Annotated in this window: 24 protein-coding genes, 1 tRNA gene and 3 pseudogenes; 11 read left to right on the forward strand and 17 right to left on the reverse strand. The window is 48.4% G+C overall.

What is annotated here, in order from left to right:
• Nucleotides 1-2 precede the first annotated feature (2 nt).
• Together JVX88_RS20120 and JVX88_RS20125 are read right to left on the reverse strand one after the other, a co-directional pair.
• Entirely contained in the window at nucleotides 3-452 is a 450-nt protein-coding gene (locus tag JVX88_RS20120; RefSeq protein WP_211619924.1) for a DinB family protein, read from the reverse strand.
• 7 nt (nucleotides 453-459) lie between these two features.
• Nucleotides 460-822 (reverse strand): annotated as a pseudogene (locus tag JVX88_RS20125) (carboxyl transferase domain-containing protein); the annotation flags it as partial.
• On the opposite strand from JVX88_RS20125, the gene JVX88_RS20130 reads away from it, so the two are divergent.
• The gene (locus tag JVX88_RS20130; protein ID WP_211619926.1) at nucleotides 787-1,272 is read left to right on the forward strand and encodes a hypothetical protein; all 486 of its coding nucleotides are present in this window, start codon (nucleotides 787-789) and stop codon (nucleotides 1,270-1,272) included. The pseudogene JVX88_RS20125 and the gene JVX88_RS20130 overlap by 36 nt on opposite strands.
• Here JVX88_RS20130 and JVX88_RS20135 read toward each other — a convergent pair.
• Nucleotides 1,241-2,707 (reverse strand): phosphomannomutase/phosphoglucomutase, encoded by a 1,467-nt coding sequence (locus JVX88_RS20135; protein WP_211619927.1) that lies wholly within the window; start codon nucleotides 2,705-2,707, stop codon nucleotides 1,241-1,243. The genes JVX88_RS20130 and JVX88_RS20135 overlap by 32 nt on opposite strands.
• Before the next feature lie 46 nt (nucleotides 2,708-2,753).
• Here JVX88_RS20135 and JVX88_RS20140 point away from each other — a divergent pair, with 46 nt between their 5' ends.
• Nucleotides 2,754-3,539 carry a VWA domain-containing protein gene (locus JVX88_RS20140; protein ID WP_211619928.1) on the forward strand — a complete coding sequence of 262 codons (786 nt, stop codon included), beginning with the start codon at nucleotides 2,754-2,756 and terminating at the stop codon, nucleotides 3,537-3,539.
• 67 nt (nucleotides 3,540-3,606) lie between these two features.
• Here the strand turns inward: JVX88_RS20140 and JVX88_RS20145 are convergent, their stop codons facing one another.
• Both JVX88_RS20145 and JVX88_RS20150 read right to left on the reverse strand, forming a co-directional pair.
• Entirely contained in the window at nucleotides 3,607-4,470 is an 864-nt protein-coding gene (locus JVX88_RS20145; RefSeq protein WP_211619929.1) for a prohibitin family protein, read from the reverse strand.
• Between the two features lie 920 nt (nucleotides 4,471-5,390).
• Nucleotides 5,391-5,684, reverse strand: coding sequence for a hypothetical protein (locus tag JVX88_RS20150; RefSeq protein ID WP_211619930.1), 294 nt, complete (start codon nucleotides 5,682-5,684; stop codon nucleotides 5,391-5,393).
• Between the two features lie 37 nt (nucleotides 5,685-5,721).
• Between JVX88_RS20150 and JVX88_RS20155 the strand changes: the two genes are divergently transcribed.
• Complete coding sequence (locus tag JVX88_RS20155; protein WP_211619931.1) at nucleotides 5,722-6,819, forward strand: aminotransferase class V-fold PLP-dependent enzyme; 1,098 nt, start codon at nucleotides 5,722-5,724, stop codon at nucleotides 6,817-6,819.
• 5 nt (nucleotides 6,820-6,824) lie between these two features.
• Nucleotides 6,825-8,252, forward strand: coding sequence for an aminomethyl-transferring glycine dehydrogenase subunit GcvPB (gene gcvPB / locus JVX88_RS20160; protein ID WP_211619932.1), 1,428 nt, complete (start codon nucleotides 6,825-6,827; stop codon nucleotides 8,250-8,252).
• Here the strand turns inward: gcvPB and JVX88_RS20165 are convergent.
• A pseudogene (locus tag JVX88_RS20165) lies at nucleotides 8,233-8,469 on the reverse strand (dihydropteroate synthase); the annotation flags it as partial. The gene gcvPB and the pseudogene JVX88_RS20165 overlap by 20 nt on opposite strands.
• A gap of 129 nt (nucleotides 8,470-8,598) precedes the next feature.
• Between JVX88_RS20165 and JVX88_RS20170 the strand changes: the two are divergent.
• The 5 genes from JVX88_RS20170 to JVX88_RS20190 all read left to right on the forward strand — a co-directional run bounded on the left by JVX88_RS20170 (nucleotide 8,599) and on the right by JVX88_RS20190 (nucleotide 13,202).
• Nucleotides 8,599-9,480: an ABC transporter permease gene (locus JVX88_RS20170; protein ID WP_211619933.1), complete on the forward strand. Its 882-nt coding sequence runs from the start codon at nucleotides 8,599-8,601 to the stop codon at nucleotides 9,478-9,480.
• A gap of 515 nt (nucleotides 9,481-9,995) precedes the next feature.
• Nucleotides 9,996-10,676, forward strand: a complete 681-nt coding sequence (locus JVX88_RS20175; RefSeq protein ID WP_211619934.1) for a hypothetical protein — start codon at nucleotides 9,996-9,998, stop codon at nucleotides 10,674-10,676.
• A 564-nt stretch (nucleotides 10,677-11,240) separates the two neighbouring features.
• Nucleotides 11,241-11,828 carry a sigma-70 family RNA polymerase sigma factor gene (locus tag JVX88_RS20180; protein ID WP_225931127.1) on the forward strand — a complete coding sequence of 196 codons (588 nt, stop codon included), beginning with the start codon at nucleotides 11,241-11,243 and terminating at the stop codon, nucleotides 11,826-11,828.
• Between the two features lie 85 nt (nucleotides 11,829-11,913).
• On the forward strand, nucleotides 11,914-12,507 hold the full coding sequence (locus JVX88_RS20185) for a cupin domain-containing protein (RefSeq protein ID WP_211619935.1): 594 nt from the start codon (nucleotides 11,914-11,916) through the stop codon (nucleotides 12,505-12,507).
• A 131-nt stretch (nucleotides 12,508-12,638) separates the two neighbouring features.
• Complete coding sequence (locus JVX88_RS20190; protein ID WP_263975185.1) at nucleotides 12,639-13,202, forward strand: VOC family protein; 564 nt, start codon at nucleotides 12,639-12,641, stop codon at nucleotides 13,200-13,202.
• On the opposite strand, the pseudogene JVX88_RS20195 reads toward JVX88_RS20190, so the two are convergent.
• From JVX88_RS20195 to JVX88_RS20205, 3 genes and pseudogenes are all read right to left on the reverse strand, one after another.
• Nucleotides 13,127-14,158, reverse strand: a pseudogene (locus JVX88_RS20195) (amidohydrolase family protein); the annotation flags it as partial. The gene JVX88_RS20190 and the pseudogene JVX88_RS20195 overlap by 76 nt on opposite strands.
• Before the next feature lie 82 nt (nucleotides 14,159-14,240).
• On the reverse strand, nucleotides 14,241-14,735 hold the full coding sequence (locus JVX88_RS20200) for a hypothetical protein (RefSeq protein WP_211619937.1): 495 nt from the start codon (nucleotides 14,733-14,735) through the stop codon (nucleotides 14,241-14,243).
• A 627-nt stretch (nucleotides 14,736-15,362) separates the two neighbouring features.
• Entirely contained in the window at nucleotides 15,363-16,121 is a 759-nt protein-coding gene (locus JVX88_RS20205; RefSeq protein ID WP_211619938.1) for a Uma2 family endonuclease, read from the reverse strand.
• 67 nt (nucleotides 16,122-16,188) lie between these two features.
• Here JVX88_RS20205 and JVX88_RS20210 point away from each other — a divergent pair, with 67 nt between their 5' ends.
• Nucleotides 16,189-16,887, forward strand: a complete 699-nt coding sequence (locus tag JVX88_RS20210) for an O-methyltransferase (RefSeq protein WP_211619939.1) — start codon at nucleotides 16,189-16,191, stop codon at nucleotides 16,885-16,887.
• Nucleotides 16,888-17,185: 298 nt separating this feature from the next.
• Here the strand turns inward: JVX88_RS20210 and JVX88_RS20215 are convergent, their stop codons facing one another.
• The 7 genes from JVX88_RS20215 to JVX88_RS20245 all read right to left on the reverse strand — a co-directional run bounded on the left by JVX88_RS20215 (nucleotide 17,186) and on the right by JVX88_RS20245 (nucleotide 21,935).
• Nucleotides 17,186-17,764, reverse strand: a complete 579-nt coding sequence (locus JVX88_RS20215; RefSeq protein WP_211619940.1) for a hypothetical protein — start codon at nucleotides 17,762-17,764, stop codon at nucleotides 17,186-17,188.
• 238 nt (nucleotides 17,765-18,002) lie between these two features.
• The gene (locus JVX88_RS20220; protein WP_211619941.1) at nucleotides 18,003-18,482 is read right to left on the reverse strand and encodes a GNAT family N-acetyltransferase; all 480 of its coding nucleotides are present in this window, start codon (nucleotides 18,480-18,482) and stop codon (nucleotides 18,003-18,005) included.
• A 200-nt stretch (nucleotides 18,483-18,682) separates the two neighbouring features.
• Entirely contained in the window at nucleotides 18,683-19,111 is a 429-nt protein-coding gene (locus JVX88_RS20225; RefSeq protein ID WP_211619942.1) for an aspartyl protease family protein, read from the reverse strand.
• The gene (locus JVX88_RS20230; protein ID WP_211619943.1) at nucleotides 19,104-19,319 is read right to left on the reverse strand and encodes a hypothetical protein; all 216 of its coding nucleotides are present in this window, start codon (nucleotides 19,317-19,319) and stop codon (nucleotides 19,104-19,106) included. The genes JVX88_RS20225 and JVX88_RS20230 overlap by 8 nt, the downstream gene beginning before the upstream one ends.
• A 556-nt stretch (nucleotides 19,320-19,875) precedes the next feature.
• Complete coding sequence (locus JVX88_RS20235) at nucleotides 19,876-20,064, reverse strand: hypothetical protein (protein WP_211619944.1); 189 nt, start codon at nucleotides 20,062-20,064, stop codon at nucleotides 19,876-19,878.
• A gap of 173 nt (nucleotides 20,065-20,237) precedes the next feature.
• Nucleotides 20,238-20,741: a hypothetical protein gene (locus tag JVX88_RS20240; protein ID WP_211619945.1), complete on the reverse strand. Its 504-nt coding sequence runs from the start codon at nucleotides 20,739-20,741 to the stop codon at nucleotides 20,238-20,240.
• 333 nt (nucleotides 20,742-21,074) lie between these two features.
• Nucleotides 21,075-21,935: an Npun_R2479 family HD domain-containing metalloprotein gene (locus JVX88_RS20245; RefSeq protein WP_211619946.1), complete on the reverse strand. Its 861-nt coding sequence runs from the start codon at nucleotides 21,933-21,935 to the stop codon at nucleotides 21,075-21,077.
• Between the two features lie 208 nt (nucleotides 21,936-22,143).
• Here JVX88_RS20245 and JVX88_RS20250 point away from each other — a divergent pair.
• Nucleotides 22,144-22,215: transfer RNA gene (locus JVX88_RS20250), tRNA-Gly, on the forward strand.
• Between the two features lie 491 nt (nucleotides 22,216-22,706).
• Here the strand turns inward: JVX88_RS20250 and JVX88_RS20260 are convergent.
• Entirely contained in the window at nucleotides 22,707-23,702 is a 996-nt protein-coding gene (locus JVX88_RS20260) for a DUF6908 domain-containing protein (RefSeq protein ID WP_211619947.1), read from the reverse strand.
• Between the last annotated feature and the right edge of the window lie 121 nt (nucleotides 23,703-23,823).

A 23,823-nucleotide genomic window follows, 5' to 3' on the forward strand; every position in this document is an offset into this window, starting at 1 on the left:
GTCTATATTGTAGCAATGAGTCGCCGGTGATAATTTATTTGGCCGAGATGATAGTTCAGATGGGCAGCTAGGTGAACGAGAAAAAACTCAGTTGTCATCGGGTGGCCAAATACTTCGACGGGATAGGGCTTACTAAGTTCTTCTTCGGTCAGTCCTTCGAGGACGGTTCTCACTTCTGTCTTGGCCAACTCGATATCTTCCAAGAGCTTCGCTCGCGGAACGAACTTAGAAGAAAACTCGGCATCTCTGTCACGCACATAATCCGTGGCTCCAAGAACCGCCCCGAAAAAATGCCGCAAATTACCGGTCAAGTGAACGCAAAGATTGCCCGCGGAGTTCGCGATCTCACCATCAACCCGCCAAAGATCGTCTTCGTTCGCATAAGCCTCGACCTCCGTTTTGAGATTCGCCAGGTCGCGGTCAAATATTTCGATTAGAACCTTCTGAAGCATCTCGGAACTAAGCGGATTTTCTGTCGCTCATCATGAAATCAAGCACGCGGATGATCTTGTCCCGCAATTCTCGGCGATCGACGACCATATCGACCATACCGTGTTCGAGCAGGAATTCGCTGCGCTGAAAACCTTTCGGGAGCTTTTGTCGGATAGTCTGTTCGATAACGCGGGGGCCTGCAAAGCCGATCAGGGCCCTAGGTTCTGCGATTATCACGTCACCTAGCATTGCAAAGCTCGCAGTTACGCCACCAGTTGTCGGGTCAGTGAGAACTGAAATGAAAGGCTGTCTCGCCTCGTGAAGCATTGAAAGGGCCGCAGAGATCTTGCCCATTTGCATCAGCGAGAGCGTGCCTTCCTGCATTCTTGCTCAAAAATCATCGCCGAAGCCGCGAACGGCCCGATAACTGCAGGTGCTGAGGTAGTTCTCCAACAGAAAGGTATCGTTGTGCTTCCGGATATCTATATCAATGCGGGCGGGGTTACCGTCTCTTATTTTGAATGGCTGAAGAATCTTTCGCGGGTACGTTTTGGCCGGATCGAGAAGCGTTTTGAGCAATCTGCCTTTGACCGCATTCTAAACGTTGTTGAAAGCGAGACCGGACGTAAGCTAACTGCTGAAGAGCGTGCGATGGCGTCGCGCGGAGCCGACGAGACGGACCTTGTTTATTCAGGATTGGAAGAAACCATGATTACTGCGTTCCAGCAAATTCGCGAGATCGGCAAACGCGACGACGTTGACAATCTGCGGACGGCGGCGTTCATCAACGCCATTGACAAGATCGCCGTCAGCTATCTTGAGCTCGGGATCTTTCCATAGACCGTTCAACCGCAACGGCAATTGTCTTTGCTACCTTATCTTCAACCGCTTTACGTATCTCCGCAAGCCGTTCTTCAGTTGCGGCCTCGAAACGAAGAACGAGTATCGCCTGCGTGTTCGACGCGCGAACAAGGCCCCAGCCGCCTTCAAAATTCATTCTGGCGCCATCAATGGTGATCACCTCGTGATCATGCGAATAATGTTCGGCGATCGCGGAAACAACTTCAAATTTCAGATCATCCGGACAGTCAACGCGCAGTTCCGGTGTCGAATATGTTGCAGGCAGATCGGAAAACAGCGCAGATAACCTTTCGTCGGTCTTCGATAATATCTCTATGACCCGTGCGGCGGCATATGTGGCATCATCAAACCCGTAAAAGCGGTCAGCAAAAAAGATATGGCCGCTCATCTCTCCAGCGAGGGCCGCTCCGGTCTCTTTCATCTTCGCCTTTATCAGCGAATGCCCGGCCTTCCACATAACGGCGTTGCCGCCATGTTTTTCGATGTCGTCGTATAACCGCTGCGAACATTTTACTTCCGCAATGATAGTCGAGCCCGGCCTTTCTGACAGCACGGCTCGCGATAGAAGCACCATCAGTTCATCACCCCAGATCACTCTGCCGGTCTCATCAACAACTCCGATCCGGTCGCCATCGCCGTCAAAAGCGATGCCGATATCTGCTGAGCTTTCCCGCACCGCGTTGATCGTGTCGATCAGATTTTCCTCAACCGTCGGATCAGGATGATGATTCGGGAAAGCCGCATCGGGCTCGACAAAAAGTTTGACCAGATCTACGCCAAGCCGCTCGAGCACCGGAACTCCCGTTACGCCGCCCATGCCGTTCCCGGCGTCGATAACGGCTTTTAGTTTGCGTCGGCCCGGTTCGATCCGCGAGACGATATCAGCAATGTATTCTTCCAGCACATTCAGGGTTTCGACCTGACCGGTCCGGATACCGTCAAACGCTCCCTGCGGCGCGGAGAAGGCAAGTTCTTTTATCTCCTGTATCTGCGAGCCAAACAGCGCCGCCTTGCCGAGACAGATCTTGAAGCCATTATGATCCGGCGGATTGTGCGAACCAGTGATCATCACTCCGCCATCGACCGGACATGTATAGACGGTGTGGTAAAGAACCGGCGTGGGGACGCGGCCGATCAGCAAAACGTCCAAGCCGATGGCCTGAAATTCGCGTGTTAGGATCTTGCAGAACGTCGGCGAACTTTCACGTGCATCGTAACCGATAGCGATCCGCTTTGCTTTGTTCTGAACGAAGAATCGCCCGAGGGCGTTTGCTAGGCGCGCAACGGTTGCGTCGTTTAGCTGCGGCCCAACGATGCCGCGTATGTCATATTCGCGAAAGATATGGCTATTCATTCTGTAATAGAAGGCCACATAACCAAGCCGCATTGCAAACGGCAAAGCCGCTGTCTGCAAAGCTTCTAACAGCTGGGCCGGTTCTGTTATACTTTTCGTTTGATGAATGGCAACAAGCGCCGCGTGCGCGGCATCATACCACTTTTGGCAGTATCGCCTTACCTACTATTTTACCGTGATGTTAAGAAACCTAAGGTCAGCCTGTCTCGCTTTGTTCGGTTTGCTAATCCTTTCGCTCAGTGCCGATGCACAGGTAGCCTCCCCGACGCCGCCTGATGAAGGCGGCCAGATCAAGACGTTCGAGGTCCGGCTTCCTGTAACGGTAACAGAACGCAAAAACACGCTTGTTTCCGGCCTTACAAAAGCGGATTTCATCGTACTTGAAGATGGCGTTGAGCAGGAAATCACTTTCTTCAGCGATGAGAAGACCAATCCGCCGGTTTTCGTTGGTGTTTTGATGGATACATCTCCTTCAACAGCCGGCAAGCTAAGATTCTCAAAAGAAGCAGCCGCGAATTTTTTCTACACAGTAGTTCAGTTAAGAAAAGACAAGGGAGCATTTATGACCTTTGATAACGAGGTCAAGCTTCATCAGGACTTCACGGATAAACTCGATCTTTTGCAATACGCATGGCGAAAGTTACAGTACTTGAAAAAAGGATCAGTTGTGATCTGTACAGGTAGCATTGAGCCAAATCCGTACATTTCCAGTAATGGAAATGTACCTAAAGCTGGGTTAGAAATGACGGTTCTGGATGTTGATCTAGATATCGTTCGCGGTAATGAGAATGAAGATGAAGCAGGGAATGTTGATTCCATTGAGAGTGATAGCCCTAAGAACGCTGAAGCTAGCAATGAAACAGCAGGAAACCCTTTTGCCTTGAATGCTTAAGGGGCGAGATAGTACAAAAGAACGGGCTTAGAAAAACGAACTAACTCAAGACCGAAGTTAGCTATCTTCACTGTGGTGGTTGAGCTGCGGTTTGATTGGTTTCTGCTTGCTCTGCTAGCTGTTGAGGGCTGACATTAATCAGCGGCAATGTTCCTTCACCCGACATCACAGTTGGAAATTGGCCGTTCCACTTTTCAATGGCTCGCTGCTGTAGGATCGCAGGGGTCAAAGTTTCTCGTAAGAGCCGTTGAGCTTCAGCCTGTCCTTTGGCACGGTTGATTTCGGCTTTAGCTTCCTGTTCAGCCTGTTGGGCTTTGAAAGCGGCCTGCTGAGCCTGTTGTTCGGCCACCTGTTTGGCTTCAATAGCCGCGTTGAACTCCGCTGAAAAGGCAAAGTTCACCAAGGATACATCATCGACAACGACACCATAGGGTTCTAGGCGCTTGGTCAAAGCATTGTCAATTTCATCCTTGAGCTTTACCCGTTCTTGCAAAATGTCTTTCACCGGCCGCTGGGCAATCGAAGCTTTTACTACCTCAGAAACCGCAGGATTAATAATGCCTGTGATGATGGCGTCCATGTCACCAACCTGCTGAAACACTTGATTTACTCTGGAAGGTTCGATGTGCCAGTTAACGGCAACGCTCGTGCTGACATCCTGTAAATCTTTAGAGGCTGCTGCCGCTTCTACGTCGGTTTTTTGGACTCGCACGCTCAGTCGTCTCACATTGGTTACTACAGGTAACACTGGATGGATTCCCTCATCTAGAACTTTGTCTTGCACTTTGCCGAAATACATGACCACGCCCCGCTCACCTGCACCTACAATTGTGAAAGGCCGGAGAAACAGGGCCAGTAACAGAAAGCCGATTCCGCCTACAAAGAGAAACGAAAGTGAGCGAGATGAAGACTGTAGAGTTCTGGTATTCATATCAATTTCCTTCTGTACATAACTGAAGATGGCGTAGTGCTACCTGATGATTGAAGAGAGTGTCTACTACTACTTTCCACTAGATCTACAGTGAAATAAGTCCAGTGTTGAACTCAGGTGCGATCTCATTTGGTAATTCAGGTTGATTTTGCTTTAGTCAGCTAATTTATGATGTTCAACAGTTAAGCTGGTAGTTTGCTGCAATTTCTTCTAGAAAGCAGTTATTTATGTTGCGCGACTGCCATTTTCGGCATCAATTATAATCACTACAATCACATTTGCACCTCAACTTCAGAGCAACATGTTCAGTAAAGTTGCAGCAATGTAGATCTGAGTATATGAATCAAACAGATCGGTGTAAGGTTTTCTGAGTATCTCTTAGCGCCTATACCTGTGAATGTGCAAATCGGTCGGTGTAGTTCTAGGCTTGGCTTGACCTCCAAATGGATTTCACACATATTCTTAGCAAAACAGACAAGCAACCTATGCAAATTTTCTGTCGGGTTTTGATTTGATCAGAGCTTCTTTTTGAAGATGGCAGCAAGCAGAAGTTTCCTTGCGGCTTTAGTTTGGTGTATCGTTAAAGCCCTGCGTTGCTTTAATAGACGTATTGCCAATTACGAGGCATGCAGTTCTATTGAAAAAATTGATCCACGACAAATAAGCGCACAGCAGATTGATAGAGGTATGAGAATCATAATCGTCACAATTGCAATGATTGGGCTAATCAAACCATGAAGCGAGTAAAGCAATAACGTGAGCGCTTGTCTTACCATCACAGCCACTGAGTATCTCAGATACAGTCGATAGCAAGATCTACGAAGCTGTAAATTTCGTTGAAACTGATGGTATCTTTCAATACTCAGACTACAGCTTCAATTTCGTGATTGTCTCTCGGTTGGTGCAATTGGTTTAAATCTTTATCCAATTACCCAATAGCCATTTCTGCGCCAGTACTGCTCCTGTAGGGCTTGGCTGAGCTGATTTTCAGAAATCAAGGATTTTTCTAGCAGCAGTTCACCTAGTTTTTTAGAACTACTGGGTTGTTGAGTCAGAGTTGTATGCAGTTGAGCCGCAGAAATCCAGCGATGTCGAATCAGGATCCAACCCAATTTGGCAACAGATTCAGTAGCGGCGATCGGAGCAGCCTGTTTAGCAATTTGAGAAGTTTCTGCGCGGCGGGGGGCGTTGGAGCCAGTGCTAAGAGCAACCATAGTATCGTTGTTTCATCATAGGGGCGGATGTATTAATTTGAACAACGGCGGTGTCAGCCCAAGCCCGCGGATCGTTACCGAGGCATTTGTCCGCTACACCTGGCAGCAGGAGGACGCAACGGCTTACACGATGTGGCAGATATTGGAACCCCAATCAGAAACTGTCCGAACTGGGCTTGCTGAGATGTTCGGGTGTTCACCCGAAGAGATCGCGATCACACGAAATGCCTCAGAATCGCTTGAGATATTACTTTTCGGGCTTGATCTTAAGTCCGGCGACGAGATCATCGCGAATACTCAAGATTATCCGCGAATGCTAACAACGCTGCGGCAGCGGGAATTACGAGAAGGCTTAAAGCTAAAGCTTGTCAAGATACCGATCGCGCCGAACGACCCTGACGAGATCGCCGCCGCATATGAACGTGCGATCACGCCGCGAACAAAGCTGCTGCTTATCTCGCACCAAATAAACCTGACCGGGCAGATAACGCCGATCAAGAAAGTATGCGAAATGGCACGTGCTCGTGGCATTGAAACGATAGTTGACGGAGCTCATTCGTTCGCGCAGTTTGACTTCAAACGCGACGACATCGGGTGTGATTATTTCGGAACCTCGCTTCATAAATGGCTTTATGCTCCGAAAGGAACAGGAATGCTTTACGTTCGTAAGGAAAAGATACCGAAAGTATGGGCTCTAATGGCTGCTGAGGACAAGAATCGAAATGACATTCGCAAATTCGAAGAGATCGGGACGCATTCTGCGGCGATGCGGCTTGCAATAGGCGAAGCCGTCTTGTTTCACAACGCGATCGGCGGGAAGCGAAAGGAAGAGCGGCTAAGATATCTTTCAAGATATTGGATGGATCGGCTAAAGAATATCCCCAAGGTCGGCTTCAATACATCATTCGATCCCGCTCAGTCGTGTGCGATCGCGAATTTTAAGATCGATGGCGTTGATCCGGTAAAGCTTGGAAGTTATCTGATGGCGAAACACAAGATATTCACCACGCCTATCATCCACGAAGAATTTACAGGCATTCGCATAACGCCGAATGTTTACACAACACTTTGGGAATTGGATAGATTTTCAAACATCGTCGAAGACGTAGCAAAGAAAGGTTTGCCGACGGCATAGGTTTTATGAGCATTAAGAAAGTTACACAACATCCGACACAGAACGAAGGGCTTATTTTCGAGCGGTCGCAGATTGGCCGCGTCGGCTATCGCCTACCGACATTGGACGTGCCTGAAACTGCTGACGCTATTCCTGCGGAGCTTTGCCGAGACGACGATCTCGCGGGCGTGCCCGAAGTGTCCGAGGTTGACGTGGTTCGCCATTTTACGCGGATGTCCACTTGGAATTATTCGATCGATCTCGGAATGTATCCGCTCGGAAGCTGCACGATGAAATATAATTCGCGGCTGAATGAAAAAATGGCCCGAATACCCGGCTTTGCGAATCTGCATCCGCTGGCACCGGAAGAAGAATCTCAAGGAGCACTTGAACTGATTTATAAATTGCAAGAGGATCTGGCTGAGATCACAGGCTTGCCCGGCGTATCACTCCAGCCTGCTGCAGGTGCACAGGGTGAGATGACCGGCGTTATGCTGATCCGCGCGTTCCTTGATAAACGCGATGGCGAAGCTTCAAAAGACCGCCGAGTTATGCTCATTCCCGAATCGGCACACGGCACAAACCCGGCGTCGGCAGCTATGGCTGGATTTACGGTTAAGACCATTCGTGCTACCGCTGAGGGTATCACAGATATGGAACATCTTCGCGAACTCTGCAATGAAGGCGGGATTGCAGGAGTTATGTTCACTAATCCTAATACGTTCGGGATCTTCGAAAAGAATATCAAAGAGATCTGCGATGTTATTCACAAAGCCGGCGGCCTTGTTTATATGGACGGAGCAAATATGAACGCTCTTGTGGGCGTTGCGCGACCAGGCGATATGGGTGTGGACGTTATCCATTTGAATTTGCACAAAACGTTCTCAACACCGCATGGCGGCGGCGGTCCGGGTTGTGGGCCTTGCTGCTGTACCGAGGAACTCGCTGAATTTTTGCCTGTGCCGCGGGTAGAAAAGCTGGGTGACACATACAAATTGAACTACGATATGCCGAAATCGATCGGCCGAGTTAAGGCATTTTTCGGCAACTTTGGGATGATGGTGCGTGCACTATCATATATCTACACACATGGAGCATCCGGGTTAAAAGAGGCTACTGAAACCGCTGTTCTGAATGCTCGTTATGTCGGCGAAAAATTAAAGGAAACATACCACAAACCCTACGATGCCGATTGCATGCACGAGGCAATCTTTTCACACAAGAATCAGACTCGCTCAGGAGTTCACACGCTCGATATCGCCAAGCGTCTGATCGATTATGGTTTCCATCCGCCGACCGTTTATTTCCCGCTGGTGGTTGAAGGTGCGATGCTGATCGAGCCGACCGAATCAGTTGGCCGGGCGGATTGGAGCTGTAGCGTATGGCTTCAATCACCGGCACAACCCGCTGTAGCTCGGTTTCTAGCGATATATCTTCTGCCTGAGGCCGAGTAGACTGGCCACCAACATCGAGGATATGCGCTCCGCTAGTCGCCATGTGCTGAGCCTGCTTTAGAGCTGAGTCCAGGGTATTGAACTGGCCGCCATCGCTAAAGCTGTCGGGAGTTACATTCAAAATGCCCATCAGATAGGTTTGGCTGCCCCACTCAAAGGTTTGGTTCCTGAGAGCGAGTGAGGTGTTGAGCGTAACTGAAGGTTGAGAATTCGTCATTCTGGCTTCAATCAACTTTGGACGGTAGTTGGACGGTAGAGTTGGACGGTAGAGGAAGTTTATATAGCATGTTTTAACTGCACTACACGTAAACGGTAAGATGAAACAGATTCTTTTCCAATTGCACGCATGGCTGTCAGTCAATTTCGCCTTCCCGGTTTGCGTCGCCTTTCCCAGTACCCACGCCTTTCGATCCAAATGATGGTAGCTGGGATTGTGATCACGCTGCTATTTGTGCTAATCGCTGTGTTCGCACCCTTGCTTCAGTCATGGGGATGGATTCAGGATCCGATGGAAGCCTTGGCAAACCCAATTCACGAACCGCCCTCGGCGGCCCACTGGTTTGGCACCTCTCGGCAAGGATACGACGTGTTTTCGCGCACGCTGTTTGGCACGCAGGCAGCATTACAGGTAGTGGTGGCAGCAACGGTGTTGAGTTTGGTGGTTGGAGTGCCCTTGGGCATGATCAGCGGCTACTTGGGCGGCAGATTGGATCGGGTACTGCTGTTCTTAATGGACACCATCTACACGCTGCCGGGGCTGCTGCTGTCGGTGACGCTGGCGTTTGTGGTGGGCAGGGGCATCTGGAATGCAGCGATTGCCCTTAGCATTGCCTATATCCCACAGTATTATCGAGTTGTGCGCAACCATACAATCAGCGTTAAGACGGAACTATTCATCGAAGCAGCTCGCTCAATGGGTGCTTCAACCTGGCATGTATTGTTTCGCTATCTATTTTTTAACGTCATTCAGAGTGTTCCAGTTCTCTTTACTCTGAATGCTGCTGATGCCGTACTCGTGTTGGGGGGGCTGGGCTTTCTCGGCTTGGGATTACCAGAAGAAACACCGGAATGGGGCCGGGATTTGCAGCAAGCATTGGATGCCTTACCGACAGGAATTTGGTGGACAGCCTTGTTTCCTGGGCTGGCGCTGACATTACTTGTGGTGGGGCTGTCGCTGATTGGCGAAGGATTAAACGAGTTGATCAATCCCCTGTCGAGGCAGGAGTAGGAAAATATTCTGACAATTAGCTCCTATCACTCTTACGCTTAAAGAAGACTGAAAGGGTACTTAAAGGGTACCTAATAGGAATTTATGCGTTCCCAGAGCTACGCCAACCAACACCGAGCTGCTCTTAACAATGACGAGCGGCAATTACCATGCTTAATAAGATTTTGACATCACGACCACAATTGGCTCGGTCGAATTGTTAAGTAAAATAAAGAATTATTGCCTAAAGCCTTTGATTTAGGGTCGAGGTCAGAGCGCCTGCCTAAGCTTACTCAAACGGCTACAATGCTGTTCTGGTAAAGGATTGTAGCGCCAGCCTAGAGATTTAGCTTGCTTGAATCTGGGTGCTTTTCAATTGACCGGCTATTTATCCAGTTACTAACATCGTTAACATAGCGTGAGCGATCTGCAAAAGAGCGAGTATTCTATATGCCTGATAGATGCCCGGCAAGTACCCGACCAGGGCGTCGCCTGTGTCTACCCACTCGTCTAGCCAGCCAAGCGTTTAGAGTTGCATGTCTAAGTCTGCGAACCAGTCTGCTAAACCAGGTCAAAATCACGCTTTTAAGCGCACCACCTCCCGATTAGAGCAGTGGCTGCATCACACTTTTGCTCGTCGAGGGTTAAAGATTCAATATCGGTTGCGCGGCAATACCCTGCATCTGCTTTGTCGCCAAACGCCCTGCCCAGATCAAACCGAACTGCTGCAATGGCTGCTGCCGATTCTGAAAGACACAGACTTTACTAAGCTGCTGCCTGCTGGCGAACCACTGCTTTATCAAGTGCGGTTATATGGCTGCCAACCCGACGAAAAACGCTCTGCCTGGGTCGCCCCCATTTATCTGAATCAACTAGATCACCACCTCGCCCAACTCCGCACCCCAGCCCTAGCCACCGTCGCCCCGACTTCGCCACTCCGTCACCCCATCACTCCGCCACCCGATCTGGTCGCCCTCACCCTCTCCAACACCGCTCTGGCCAAACGGGGAGAGGAGATGGCAATTGCCTGCTACCTGAGTGAAACCCTGAATGAACTGGGTGTGGGTGTGCGGGTCAGTGTGAAAGCAATTCCCTACGTGCCGCCCGCTGCGGTACAGCAAGACTTGCCACAAGACTTGCCACAAGACTTATCTAATCGTTCAAGATTACCAAGATGGGATAGACAAGGTGTCGTTGCCCAAGGGTGTGAAGTTTAACCAACTCGATATTGTGCGGCAAGGTAGCGATATTCTAGTCTCCTTCAAGGGCGATCTATTAGCAATTGGTCAGAATCTCTAATTGAATGCATCGAGGTATGAATAGGACAGACTAATTGTAAAGATTGAAAATCCTCTATTTCCTGTGCAAAGTAGAGATGTTAGATGATGGGTCGGCCAGATGAATGATTGAGCAGGTTCATAGCACGTCAAGCTGCTGTCAGAAGTGATTACTCAGTTGCTTGCCGATGTCTAGGTGAAAATGCCCTTTGCTGCCCCGTTGGGCGTTGTTGCAGAAGTGACAGGCAATTCAACGATTCTAGCCTACGCCTCGCGTGCGGTTCCCATTTCGACTGCGCTCAATGCGCAACTTTCCGGAAGGAAAAGGCACTCGAGCTGCCGAAACCCGGCATTTTGGAGTGAAGGTTAATTTAGCCTACCGAGTTATCAACAACAAGCAGATCATAAAAATCTATCTATAGAGGGTTGATTCTGAAATTCTTATCCTGTATGGACCACTTAAATCTTTAGAGACTAAGGGATAATAGGATACGTCTTTTCGGGATGAACAAACGTCCCTCCATAATGGCAGCCCCACCCAGTCCAGAATCCGCCATCATCGAACGAATTGCTCAGCAAGACCAAGTTGCTTTGTCTGAGTTATACGATCGCTATGCGCGGGTGATTTACGCTGTTGCCTATAAAAGCCTGAATTCGGTCGAAGAATCCGAAGAAGTTGTTTTGGATGTGTTTGCCCAGGTTTGGCGAATTGCCAGTCAGTACAAGCCGGAGAAAGGGCGGGTTGACACCTGGCTGTTTATGCTGGCCCGCAGCCGCATCCTCGACCGGTTACGCTCGCTGCAACGAGTCAGCAAGAAAAATATGGCTTCCGTCGAGGCCGCACAGATCCAATTCAACCAACAGACCGTAGATCCAGTTGAGGATGCCCTAATTGGAGAGAGACGCACCCAGGTACTAGCTGCCCTAGAACAGCTTCCGGTAGAACAGCGGCAAGCCATTGAATTGGCCTACTACAGTGGGCTGAGCCATAGTGAAATTGCGGCGGCCACCGGGCTTTCACTGGGAACCGTGAAGACGCGAATTCGGCTGGGATTGACCAAGCTACGAGATCGGCTAGGGGCATGGTCCTGAAGCCTGAACACTCAACTCTAGAGTAAAGGAGACAAAAAATCCAAAATTCGCAGGCTAGAATGAAACTACGAATCGAGTAAGACCTATGGAACGGCAAGAGATATCCGAGCAGGCGGCGCTCTACGCTCTGGATGGGCTGGTAGAAGCTGAAGGCGCTTGGATTGAGACAGAACTAGCAAGCCCAACTGCTTGGGCAGACGAATTGGCCAGCTTCCAAACAACTGTTGCAGCTCTGGCCTATAGTGCCCCTGCGGTTCCAATGGCGGCTGATTTGAAGGAGCGACTGATGCAGCGGATTGCCGCTGAGCCACTGCCATCGCCAGTTTCCCCCCTTGCTCCTACGGTCATCGAAGATTTGCGGCAAAAGGCAGAAGCGATCCAATGGCGACCCTATGACCTCGCACCCCAGACAAAAATAGGAACGCTATTGCAGGATCCAGATACACGAGAAGTGCAGTGTTTTATTCGGGCAGTTGGAGCGGTGCAGTTTCCCAATCATCGGCATGCTCAGGCTGAAGAAATTATTGTACTGGAAGGCGATCTGGAGATTGACGGTCAGGTGTACAGTCAAGGCGATCGCGTCTGTTCGCAAGCGGAAACAGAACATCAGCCAGTGACTCGCAATGGGTGCTTGCTGTTTCTGCGCGCCTCGCTCGATGATGAAATTTTGTCATTCTAGCTTGAGCAGAGCAGTTGAAAATAGTTGTAATGGTTTTGGTGATTTTTTTAGCAATGACTTCAGTAATATTGTTGTATGATAAACAACCTGGTCACTCGCTCTACTGAATTGTAACGATTGGAGAGTAGCTTATGGCAGAGCAATTGATCACAGCTCAATCAGCCCTGCGGCCAGGAATGCTGCGTCGAGTGCACCACATTGCCTTACATGTTCGTGACATGAACGCATCCTGTCACTTCTATGGCCAGATTTTAGGACTGCGGGAATTGCAGGGCGAAGAAGTACCAGAGACTCTGAAGGCATTGTTCGAAGCGGGCGAAGCGGCCAATTTTGTCACACCCGATGGCACCGTGATTGACCTGTTTTGGAAGCCGCAGCTCGAACCGCCCGACCCCGATCCAGGCAAAGAATTCACCCGTGCGGGACACTTAGCCTTTGATATTGACCCAGCGTTGTTTGATCAGGCTGTCGATGTCCTGCGCCAAAACCAAATCCCGATCGATCATGGCCCGGTAAGCCGTCCAACCGGTCGAGGCATCTACTTATGCGGATTGGTGAAATTTAGCACTACAAAATCGGCAGGCAATCCTTGCGCCAAATATCCACAGATTCTGTCTTGCAAAACTACGCCGACGTTACTTGTTACCATCTTCAGAATCACTTTTGGATCGGGCCGTACACCGTCTCCAAATTGACTTTTGGCTATTTTGTAAGTAAAGTCTAGTTCCGGCACCAAATTTGGGCTATTCAACAAGCCGTTATCAGTACCTAGCAGCAAATTTGCTTCACTTTCAATCAGTTTGGCAACGGGTGGTAAAGGTAGCCCTAAATTGGCGTTAGCACGAGGATTTAGAACAACATTGGCCCGCTGGGCTGAAAGCAACGCCAATTCTGCATCAGTTGCAACGGTGGCGTGAATAATCAAATCAGGTTGATAAAGGTCGATCGCGCGTTCCAAATCACCCCGTCCTGCCATCGCTAAGCTGTCCGCTCGATAGGCATTGTTCTCCAAGCAGTGAATGGCTCGCAGTTTTTTATGTTGCTGAGTGATTTCTCGGATCTGCGCCCAAGCAGGATCGGTCAAATCGTTCATCGTACTTTCTGAAAAACCATCGGCTACCGCCAGAATTGCTTCCAGTTCCGTGACGGCTGCGGGCGGGAGACTGCTGCGATTCTGTTTTAGCTCAACCTGTGTAAACGGGAGGGCGTTGAACTGTCCCAGAATAATGGAGTTCACGCCTGTCTGCTCAGCGGCTCGTTGCAATAGCTGACTGCCGTAGACCCCTTGCTCGCGAAAATCAATATGCCCGATAGTGCCGGTTCGGGCCATGTAATGTAAGTGATTCGTGATATGAAACAAATGCTCTGCTTCCGAACGCTTGGCTAATTCTCGATACTTGTAGCCATCAGGACGAAAAAATCCCTCCTCTAAGGTCATCCCGGTTGCTCCATCCGGTAGGCAGGTGTCACCAATGTGGGTATGACCATTGTAAAATCCTGGCACAATCACCAGAGCGCCCTGATCGATGCTTTGGCAAGGTTCTCTGAGCACTAACTGCTGAACTGTATCGCCATCTACAACAAAGCGGTCGCACCAATAGGGTTCGAGGTCAGATCCGTAGAGAACAATGCAATTTGATAACTCAATCATAGTTCACTGGCTTCAGCTCGGTGCAACCTTCTATCCTCCATACTTTATCCTAGAATTCTCCTGTCATATCATCGGTCATACTTCAATTAAGCGCACAACCGCCAGCTAAACCCGATTTGGGCTTGATCACTTGCTCGCTTAGCTCTACTGGTGGTTCACCAGATACGGTTTTGAGAATTATTGTGGGAACTTGATTATAAGCTGGATTAGAATTGGTTGATGGTATACCCACGGTTGCAGATGGCTGAGATGGAGTCGTAACGATCTGAACTGTTAAATGGCTTGCTCCTTCTGGCTGCTGAATTTGCACAACAATAGGAGTTGCTTCAGGAGCCGATGGTGGTACAACCAGTGGCGATAGGGTTTGCAGCATCTGAGCGTGATATGCCTTACCCAGAAACAATTTGGATAGCTGGGGCAGGCTGGTCAACACAATTGTGAATAACGCACTTGTCATCAATAGCGCAATCAAGAGCAGCTTTCGTTGCCGCATCACAGATTCCTGTTGTTGAGTGAGCGAACGGTCGCACACCAGGAAAAATCTGGGAATTTGGGTAGGAGATTCGACGGGTTTCATAGGCCGCTCAACTTCATAAACAAATGGGTTTGATTTTGTGTGCCTCTATTCCAGGAATGGCATCACTGACCCTTGAAGTTAGATTAGTAGATTAACTCACTTGAGTCAGCCTGAAAAAGTTAGATTAACTCAGTGATTTTCAGCCATGTTTTTACGGCCTATTCTGCATCGATTCGCATTAGGTCAGAAAAAGTCAGAAAAGGTCGGTTGTTTCGGCCATACGGTTTTCAGAGCACTATAATTTCGCCACAATTAGGAAGTAGATTAGCCACTTCGGTGAACCAATTAACTATTTTGCTTTGTTTGCTTAAATTGATGGCCTAATTCACTGAACTGTCTCAATCGCTTTAATCAGATTTTTATGCAAACACCATCTCGTATTCCCTTTTTCTCGTCATCGCAGTCGGTGTTGTGGCGTCCCACAGCCGCCCTTGCCAGTGTCAATGCCGCCATTACCTTGAGTTGGATTATCTACCGGGTGCATTTGGCGGGATTACTCACCCAAGCAGGGTTTCCCAAAGGTCTCGCCCCGGTCTTGCTGCTGATTGAATCCCTGCTAGCAATTGTGGTGGAACCCTGGGCCGGGGTCACCTCGGATCGCACGCCCCAACGCTTCGGGGGACGGTTCTATATCATTCTGCTGGGAACCGGCATGACGGCCCTGTTATTTGCCTTGCTGCCAGGAATTGTCAGGCTGGTGCAGCCAAGCGCATCGGCCAACTGGTGGCTGCCGGGGTTGCTGATCGTTTGGGCGACTGGTGTCAAATATCGTTTTCCCTGATTGTCATACCAATAAAGCGCCTCTCGCCAGATATTTCCGTCTTGATAGGGATGTCTACCAATTCCCAAACCAATTTCTGGCATCCAGTAGGGTTCACCGATTTGCTGTTCATAGCCACCATTTATCAAGCGGTAAACCTCAAACGGTTGATGTTGATCTCGTTGCCAGTACTGAGGGTTGTAAATCACGTAATACAATACCCCCAGTCGGGCATAGAGACCCATCTTTGGATCGTATTCGCCACCCGGTGTCAGAGAAACAATCTCCAGCACGAAGCATGGAACAACACCCTCCTCCCATACCACATAGCTTTTGCGCGATCCACCCGCCTTATGCCGCTCAACTCCCAAACTGAGAAACCCATCCGGTACAACAGGCACCAGTGGATTGATCCCAGTCGTGTGGTAGATGCCCATATCTACGCCAAAAAACCAGTCATTGCATTCTGTCCAAATGAACTTGAGTAAGAACAGCAAAATGTTAGGGATCAGATTTTGGTCTTCGTTGTCCACAGGTGTGTCATTAGAACAGGGAAGCTCATCGCTGCTCGGCAGGTGAAGCCATCGGTCAGACGCCTCGTGAGCTTCGTCAAACGACTGCACCATCGCAAACACCACCTTTGAGAGAATCAGTTCTTTAAAATCAGTTCTTTAATTGTAAGAGAACACCCCTATGTCAAACAAAATCCTGGCTCTCAGCGATGCCGCTGGGCAACTACACCCCTATCTCTACGACTATCTGCTGGCTGTTTCCTTGCGAGAACCCGAAATTTTGACCCAATTGCGCCAGGAAATGGCTCAACATCCGGCAGGCGGTATGCAAATCGCTCCAGATCAGGGGCAGTTTATGGCGCTGCTGGTCCAGTTAATGCAGGCCAGGAAAGTATTGGAAATTGGCACCTTTACTGGATACAGTACCCTCTGGCTAGCTCTATCGCTGCCTCACAATGGCACCATTATTACCTGCGATATCAGTGAAGCGGATACGGCGATTGCCCGTCGCTATTGGCAAGCCACTGGCGTTGCTGACAAAATTGACTTGCGCCTTGCTCCCGCCCTCGAAACGCTCGATCAACTCTTGCTCAATGGACAGGCAGAAACCTTCGATTTTGTCTTTATTGATGCGGACAAAGATAACTATACAGCCTACTACGAAAAGTCTCTACAACTGGTTCGTCCAGGGGGTTTGATTGTCATTGACAATGTTCTTTGGGGCGGCAGAGTTGCCGATCCTGAAGCAGATGATGAACATACGATTGCCATCCGCACGTTGAATCAACACCTACATCGTGATCAGCGCATCCAGTTAAGCTTAGTGTCAGTTGCAGATGGTCTTACTCTCGCACTCAAATGCGAGGATCGGGATAGATGACTGATTCGTTACGATGCATGTCCGTTTAATCAGAAGTGAATGTGCAATGGAATCATTGTCTGTGGTTTAAATGCATATCAACCAGATCTACGCTGTCTTCTAAATGCCAAAAATCCAATTTGATCTGGAACATATTTGATCTGAAACATAGACTTGTTGGGCAATAAGCCTTAGAGTTCTTGAAATTCTCTCCAAATAGACATCGCAGCGACTATCCTTACTCTTTTCCAACAGGTCTAATGTCTAGCCTGGGCATGGAGTAGACGTAAATCAGGCTACCAATTTAATCCGGAAAAGTTTAATCCGGAAAAGCAGCACCCGTCATCGGATCGCGGATATAAAGGCCCAGCGTCAGAGACTGTAAAACTTCATCCCAAACTGGCGTCATCTTTTCGGCTTCATCGGCCCAATACTCAAACGTAATCAAACACTGCACGTTGGAGCCTAAACCAATACAGATGCGCGAAAATGCCTCGCGGGGTGCTTCTTGGGTATCGATAAATCTCAGTTCAGTCCAGACAATCTGGGCGGTTTGGCGTTTAACGGTAAAAATCTCGCTGCGGGAAATTACATCGCGGTGATCGTCCTCCACCACTTGCTTCAACAGCGGCTTGAGCGGCACCAAACTCCAGTCTGCTGGCGGCAGTAGATTAAAGGACACCTCTAAGCGGGCATTGTCGTTAGGCGGATCCCCATCCAGAAACCGAAAAGACTTTTCATCCGGCTCAAACACCCAATCGGCAGGCACATCAAACCGCACCGCACCCCGACCCGCCACAAAAATCTTGTAGCCCGGCTTCGATTGCCAATGGTGACCAGGCTGGAGATCAAGCGTTTCCTTGATCCACTTGAGGTTGTGTTTTTTGCCCTTTGCCATAGCGCATTGCCATCCTGTTGACGCCCGTTGGGTTTATGGTACCAAACCCACTCCAGTCCAGACCAAAACCGATCAACAGGCTACATGACCCCGACTCAATTCCTCTAAAATACTCTTAACATTTCTTAAGAAACGCAGAGAGGAGCATTCGATGTTAGAACTCTGATTTAGTCTCAGTTTACAAGAAGTGTCAGATTAAGTCTTGACTATTACAATTTTTGAACAACTGTGAAATTTACTACCTTTGACCATAGAGTGCCTTGCGGAAAACTATTTTGTCCGCCCCTTCCGCATAGAACTCGCGTATCCGTGCCTCCTCGTCATACCCATTTTTTCGGTAGAATGTCCGCACATGATCAAAATCTGGTGTACCCATCGTCTCAACTAGCAAGACCCGCGCACCCCGATTCGCCAAAGTCTCCTCTACAAAACGTAGCAACTTCCCACCCCGTCCTTGCTTTTGATGAGTTGGATGAACGCCAATCAATTGCAGGTTCCAGGTTCCACTGGTCATCCGTTCCGGTTCGCAGTAGGCTAATCCCACAAGTCCATCATTATCATCATCTGTGATCCAAAACGGGTAAGTGTCGCCCTCTTTGTTTAACGAATCAGTCAACATCTGGCGCAACTCTTCTAGTTCATCAGGTGAGAAAAGCCCGATCGACTTAGCTAAGTTAATTAGCTCACCTGTATCATCTGGTGTGATGGGTCGGATCATTGCGAACTCCGTGCGTGTAAAAGACACAATCTTACAACAGTATCTTGAACACCAACGAGTCAGTTTCAAATTACTGCCACCACCTGTAACCGAAGCCAGCTAACGGTGAAGTTGTGCGGCGGCAGACAAGTTTGAACTCCCACCGATAACCTCCGTACCGTCCGCACCAACGCAGTGTTAGGTGGCTGAAGACCACTAGCTTACTCTGTGGCAGTAGATTTTGGGCTAACTGCAAACTCTAGCTGTGAACGGTAGAAACAAACATCGAACTCCATAAAAAAGTTCACCTGCCCCAGAATGAGCGGAACATTTGTAGCTTGTGTCCAAGCAAATACCAGTTGAATAGATTCAAACTGCCCAACGACAGCTTGGACAAGCACGACACGCGCCTCGTACTGAGCCAAATTTCCTGTCAAACTCAGTGCTGTTGTTTGTCGTTCCCAATCGTACCCAAGCTCGACCCCTATTGAATAGGGCAGCACATTAACACTTGCACCGGTATCCAGCAGCCCGGATGCTGTGATAGGAACCTGTTGATGAACCAAGGTAAATGGCAAGTAAGGGCGAAAACTAGCTTCACCTAAAGTTGGATCCCCAGGAAGAAATGGATACCGCTCGGTGTTACGCATGATTTTGAGCTTTGGCAGCCCGTAGCACTTTTAACATTGTATCCGCAGCCTCATCCGCGCCATAGGGAGACCATACTGGATAAGCTTGTTCAGGTTTAATTAGTTCGGTTTCCTGCTGAGCTAGCTCAGAGATCAAAAGCTGCATGACATAGAATTTGTCTGAGCGACTCAGCCCTCTCAAGGTCGAAATCAGATCTGATGAAATCATGCAAAACACTCCAGTCAAATTGGGTTTGCCCTTCTATTCTAGAGATTTCTTCAATTCTATGATCTCTTCAATGCTTAATGGAGGAGAACGCCGATGAATCATGCCATGGCAATTTGGACAGACGGGGCGTAAATCCTTTACAGGATCAACTTCGTACTCCCTTTCTCTGAAATAGGACACAGATGATGCACATGAATAAAGCCTTCGGCCAATTGCCCAAAAGCTTTACTAAAATTAAAATTGCAAATTGAACAATTTAACCCGTAATAATCGATACATTTTTGTCGTGCTTTAGGATCTCGCTCATAGGCGTTGACCGCTACTTGACGTACCGCCCCTTCACGAAATATTTCTGCTGAACCTACTTCATCCGAGGAAAACCTGAAAGTACCACTCTCAATCTATCCTAATGCTTCTAGAGCTTGTGAAACTTCAGGTCTTAAAATCCAGTGCCACTCCCCCTTGCGTTTCTCAAACGTAACCAGCGTGCCTAACTTCTCCGATTCTGGATTGTAACCCAACCTCTCACCAACCAAACGAGCTAAACGCCCATACATCATTTTGCCGTTGTATGGTGGCTGTAGCCCATAGCCTGAGCAAGTATCTTCGCAGTTATTGTTTTTTCATGTGCATGATAGTGAATCTGAAGTATTTGAACATGAGTATCTTTCAAATTATCTATTGCTTGAAAAGCAGCTACATATTGCTGAAACTCTGGAGGATTCAATGAAGCTACAGCGTTCATAAATAGGTTGTGAACAAGGGGGTGTGGGGGCTTCGCCCCCACGCAGGGGTGAAACCCCTGCACCCCGTTCAAACTCAAGAAAGGATGGCTGTATGGTCGGCATTCTTCAGCTCTAATATTCTGCTACTCAAAGATAACTTGGAAGCACTGTCCCAACAGAAAACCCAAGCCAGCTAACGATTGCATTCAGCGGCAGCGAAAGAACTTAAACAATAGCCGAAAAGACTCTCAACTGTCCGCTGCAACGCTGCAACTGGTTTATGGGGGGACAGGACTGAAGCAAAGGCGATAGAGCGCCCACCTCGGTTGAGCCAAGCTTGGACTCCCAAAAGCTGCTCAGAGGTAATGGTTTGCACATTGGGCAAAAACAGAACCGTGATATCGCCAAAGTCGGTAGAGCGTTGCACTGCATGCCAATCAATTACCCGATAGGTCAGTCCAGTGGCATCGAGACGAGCAGTAATGTCTGCCCACTGGGCCTGATTGTCTGCACTTCTGACCACCCCTAGAATCACTGCCTGCTGAGTTTGGGCTTGCGCTAGGTGCTGAGGTTGAGTTGCAGTCGGAAGTGCTGCTGCCGGAGAGTCGCTGAGTAATCCGCCTACCAGAATGGCGGGAACAACCGGGATCAAGCGAACCAACCACAGGGAGAGCAATCGAGAATTAAATTGGGACATTGCCATTAAATTGCACCATTGAGAGCAGAAACTTGCCGAGGAAAATCAAAACCTGAACCAAACGCCAATTTAAGTTCCACGTCAAAATTGCAACAATAAACACCCTACATCAACATCCAGAGGAAAATTCAGCTTTCTAACGCTGTAGCCCTGGAATTGCAGAAAAATTTGCTAAGTCTTTACAAACACAGCCCGTAGGATTCACAACCGGAATGGCTGTTGAGTGGTGAAAGTGATTTATAAACCACTCAACTAGACACGCTACATCAGGCTGCTAATCTCGTACCAGCTGCCGTACCAAACCCTTATAAAGCAGTTTGTCAATCGACTTATTTAATCAGCCTCAACCGCAGCAAGCTCCAGTCCAATAGGTTCATGTTCTACAACAAATACGTTGGAGTAGAGATTGGCAATGATTTGCTTTCCCTGTTGCGTCAACTCTAAATATTTCAATGAATCTTTCACATAGGGATAAACCCCATTCCAGTAGAATTTGGGATAGTTTTTGCGCAAATCTCCTGGATGACGATATCCTAAAAACTTATTGACGCCCGTTTCCTCAAATTCATAGAACAGCGCACTAATCTTCTTGAGATAACGCGGGTCGCTGAGTTGCCCAATTAGATCAGAAGCGCGAATCAAGCCGGGGTAATTAATCGTGTCTTGATGATCTTCTTTATTGGGGACGGGAAAGCGGGTTAGTTCAATATTGACTTTGATGCGCTCGGAATCAATTAAGCTATGCCCACCAAAGCGCTCATCGATGAATAACTTGGCCCGATCCACATGGTAGGGCGTTAAGCTGGCGTCGGTAGATCCGGGCTGCAGGTAAACCATTTCACTGTTCTGCCCAGTGGCGTACCAGCCCTCCCGATCATCCCGACAAACCCCCTTAACGTAGCCAATGTCGTGACAAACCAATGAAATAATGAAGTGCAGCCAATCTTCGCAAGAAACCCCACCTTCGCGAATATGCCGACCGCGTAGGATCTCCTGGCCTACCAAAGTGACGAGAATGGTGTGCTCGACATTGTGGTATAGAGCGTCACTATTGGCGATATTTTCTAGCGCCATCGACCCGACCCAACCAATAATGTCTTCGTAATCGTGTTTCCATGCACCATAGGTGCGACGATAGCCTTCTTTCAGCTTCTGCACGAAGTCATCAATCAGCAGTTCGGTGGCGTTAAACATCCTGGGTTCTCACTTAATCTGCATTAGGGGTTTAAGATTGCTTAACCATTCTTTTCCTCAAGCATGCCCAGATCGGCGCGGTTGTTACCTTATTTTATTGAACTGCTTAAATCCTATCGATTCTGTTCCAAATTAGACACAGCGATCGCCTCAAAAATGCGCTATGCTTGGATACACGAAATCTGCTTAGATTCAGTGCCACAAATCTGCGGGTGTAGTTCAGTGGTAGAACGTCAGCTTCCCAAGCTGAATGTCGTGGGTTCGAGTCCCATCACCCGCTTATTGAGACCATTCATTTGTATTCATTTGTAATTGTGAATTTGGCTATGATTGTGGCTTAGGTCATTGGAGAAGATCGCCGGATTGGTATTGATGTACTGCGCGATCGAGTTGTTACGATTGTATTTACAGAACCGGATGGGAATACAATTCGAGTCATTTCCTTACGAAAAGCCTTAAAACATGAACGACGCCAACATGAACAATTCCTCCGAAACCAATTAGGCTAGAGTTGATGCCATGACCGATGAAGAAATCGACACATCCGATATTCCACCTTTGGATCATACTTTCTTGCGATTGCCACTTGTGCATCTTTAGCAATTTCTGCTCAATGTTCAGCGATCGATTCAATTAGGCAAATCAACATTCTCAATTTCCTGTGTTAATTGTACATCTTCATAGATTTGCTCGATGGCACAAGAATATTCAATACTTTCCCAGGTGACAATCTCTCCAGCTGTATAAGGTGCGTAAAGCCACAGCTTGCCTTCACCCTGACGGAAACACTCTACATTCATTTGCTCTGAGTCGATCAGAACAATTCGTAGTGGACATCTTGCTGTAACTCGTCTCGTGCTGCGCTTTTCTTGCTGCTTCTGCAAATCCCTGTTCAAGAATATTGCGAGCAAACATTTGAGCAAAGGGACGATCGATCGCTCTGTGTTCTCCACCTCGAAAAAGATCTTGAACTGCCGTTTCCTTAAACTGAAGCTGGCCATCCAGTTGAATCTCGAAAATCATTTCGGAGTCAATAAAGACATCTCCGTTTTGTTTCAGATAATGGGTTAAATACAGTTCATGATTATGGCACTCTATCACGAGAGGAATATACGGTTCATTCTCGATACGTAAGTGAAAATCTTCTTCTGCCGTGATCAGCTCTCGTAATCCAGCTTCCTCTAAAAATTGAGCAATGCGTCTTTCTAAGTTTCCCTTCTGCTCTTTGGAGGAAGCAATTTTAAGTCTGCCATCTAACGGTCGCGGTGTTACTTCAACACTGCTGATATCCCGACTCAAACGGATAGGCGTACTCCCATCCACTGGATTAGGTTCACGAGCATTGGGAATAATATTACTCTGTTGTCCGAACGTAGCAGATTCAATCGCTTCCAGTTCCGGTAACTTTATGCCTAAATAGTTACGAGCGATGTCTTTGTGGTCAAAAGCCGCTAACGTGTATCCTCGTTGTTTCATAACGACATTGAGGGTCTGCTCTAACCGATCGGCAGAAACGACAACCTCCATGCGATCACTCACTGAGTAGAAATCGGAACCAACCGCTGCAATGATTTGCTCATCGAGATAGTATTGTCCACCTGATTCTTTTGCCTTGGGGGTTTGCAGCACAAAGCCATTGCCATTGAGTTGAGTTTTGAGAATCAGCAACTCATCCAGGGTTTTCACGGCTCCCTGGCGATCGGTTAATTCAGTAAGGAAGACCTTGACCTGTTCAAGTTGGGTGAATGCAACGGGTTCTTGTTCCAAACTTTCCTAAATATCAAATCCCTTCGGCATCATCAATCCCTGCCACACCTGCCCTTGATGGTCGGTGTAATTAATTAACTTCCCCTTGGGATACTTCTCAAAGGGAGCATGTCACCTTTGC

The sequence above is a fragment of the Leptolyngbya sp. 7M genome, assembly GCF_018128485.1.

Coding starts and splice junctions, on each gene's coding strand:
- JVX88_RS20120 (WP_211619924.1), bottom strand. CDS start 452: ATGCTTCAGAAGGTTCTAATCGAAATATTTGACCGCGACCTGGCGAAT.
- JVX88_RS20140 (WP_211619928.1), top strand. CDS start 2,754: ATGGCAACAAGCGCCGCGTGCGCGGCATCATACCACTTTTGGCAGTAT.
- JVX88_RS20145 (WP_211619929.1), bottom strand. CDS start 4,470: ATGAATACCAGAACTCTACAGTCTTCATCTCGCTCACTTTCGTTTCTC.
- JVX88_RS20150 (WP_211619930.1), bottom strand. CDS start 5,684: ATGGTTGCTCTTAGCACTGGCTCCAACGCCCCCCGCCGCGCAGAAACT.
- gcvPB (WP_211619932.1), top strand. CDS start 6,825: ATGAGCATTAAGAAAGTTACACAACATCCGACACAGAACGAAGGGCTT.
- JVX88_RS20170 (WP_211619933.1), top strand. CDS start 8,599: ATGGCTGTCAGTCAATTTCGCCTTCCCGGTTTGCGTCGCCTTTCCCAG.
- JVX88_RS20175 (WP_211619934.1), top strand. CDS start 9,996: ATGTCTAAGTCTGCGAACCAGTCTGCTAAACCAGGTCAAAATCACGCT.
- JVX88_RS20180 (WP_225931127.1), top strand. CDS start 11,241: ATGAACAAACGTCCCTCCATAATGGCAGCCCCACCCAGTCCAGAATCC.
- JVX88_RS20185 (WP_211619935.1), top strand. CDS start 11,914: ATGGAACGGCAAGAGATATCCGAGCAGGCGGCGCTCTACGCTCTGGAT.
- JVX88_RS20190 (WP_263975185.1), top strand. CDS start 12,639: ATGGCAGAGCAATTGATCACAGCTCAATCAGCCCTGCGGCCAGGAATG.
- JVX88_RS20200 (WP_211619937.1), bottom strand. CDS start 14,735: ATGAAACCCGTCGAATCTCCTACCCAAATTCCCAGATTTTTCCTGGTG.
- JVX88_RS20205 (WP_211619938.1), bottom strand. CDS start 16,121: ATGGTGCAGTCGTTTGACGAAGCTCACGAGGCGTCTGACCGATGGCTT.
- JVX88_RS20210 (WP_211619939.1), top strand. CDS start 16,189: ATGTCAAACAAAATCCTGGCTCTCAGCGATGCCGCTGGGCAACTACAC.
- JVX88_RS20215 (WP_211619940.1), bottom strand. CDS start 17,764: ATGGCAAAGGGCAAAAAACACAACCTCAAGTGGATCAAGGAAACGCTT.
- JVX88_RS20220 (WP_211619941.1), bottom strand. CDS start 18,482: ATGATCCGACCCATCACACCAGATGATACAGGTGAGCTAATTAACTTA.
- JVX88_RS20225 (WP_211619942.1), bottom strand. CDS start 19,111: ATGCGTAACACCGAGCGGTATCCATTTCTTCCTGGGGATCCAACTTTA.
- JVX88_RS20230 (WP_211619943.1), bottom strand. CDS start 19,319: ATGATTTCATCAGATCTGATTTCGACCTTGAGAGGGCTGAGTCGCTCA.
- JVX88_RS20235 (WP_211619944.1), bottom strand. CDS start 20,064: ATGAACGCTGTAGCTTCATTGAATCCTCCAGAGTTTCAGCAATATGTA.
- JVX88_RS20240 (WP_211619945.1), bottom strand. CDS start 20,741: ATGTCCCAATTTAATTCTCGATTGCTCTCCCTGTGGTTGGTTCGCTTG.
- JVX88_RS20245 (WP_211619946.1), bottom strand. CDS start 21,935: ATGTTTAACGCCACCGAACTGCTGATTGATGACTTCGTGCAGAAGCTG.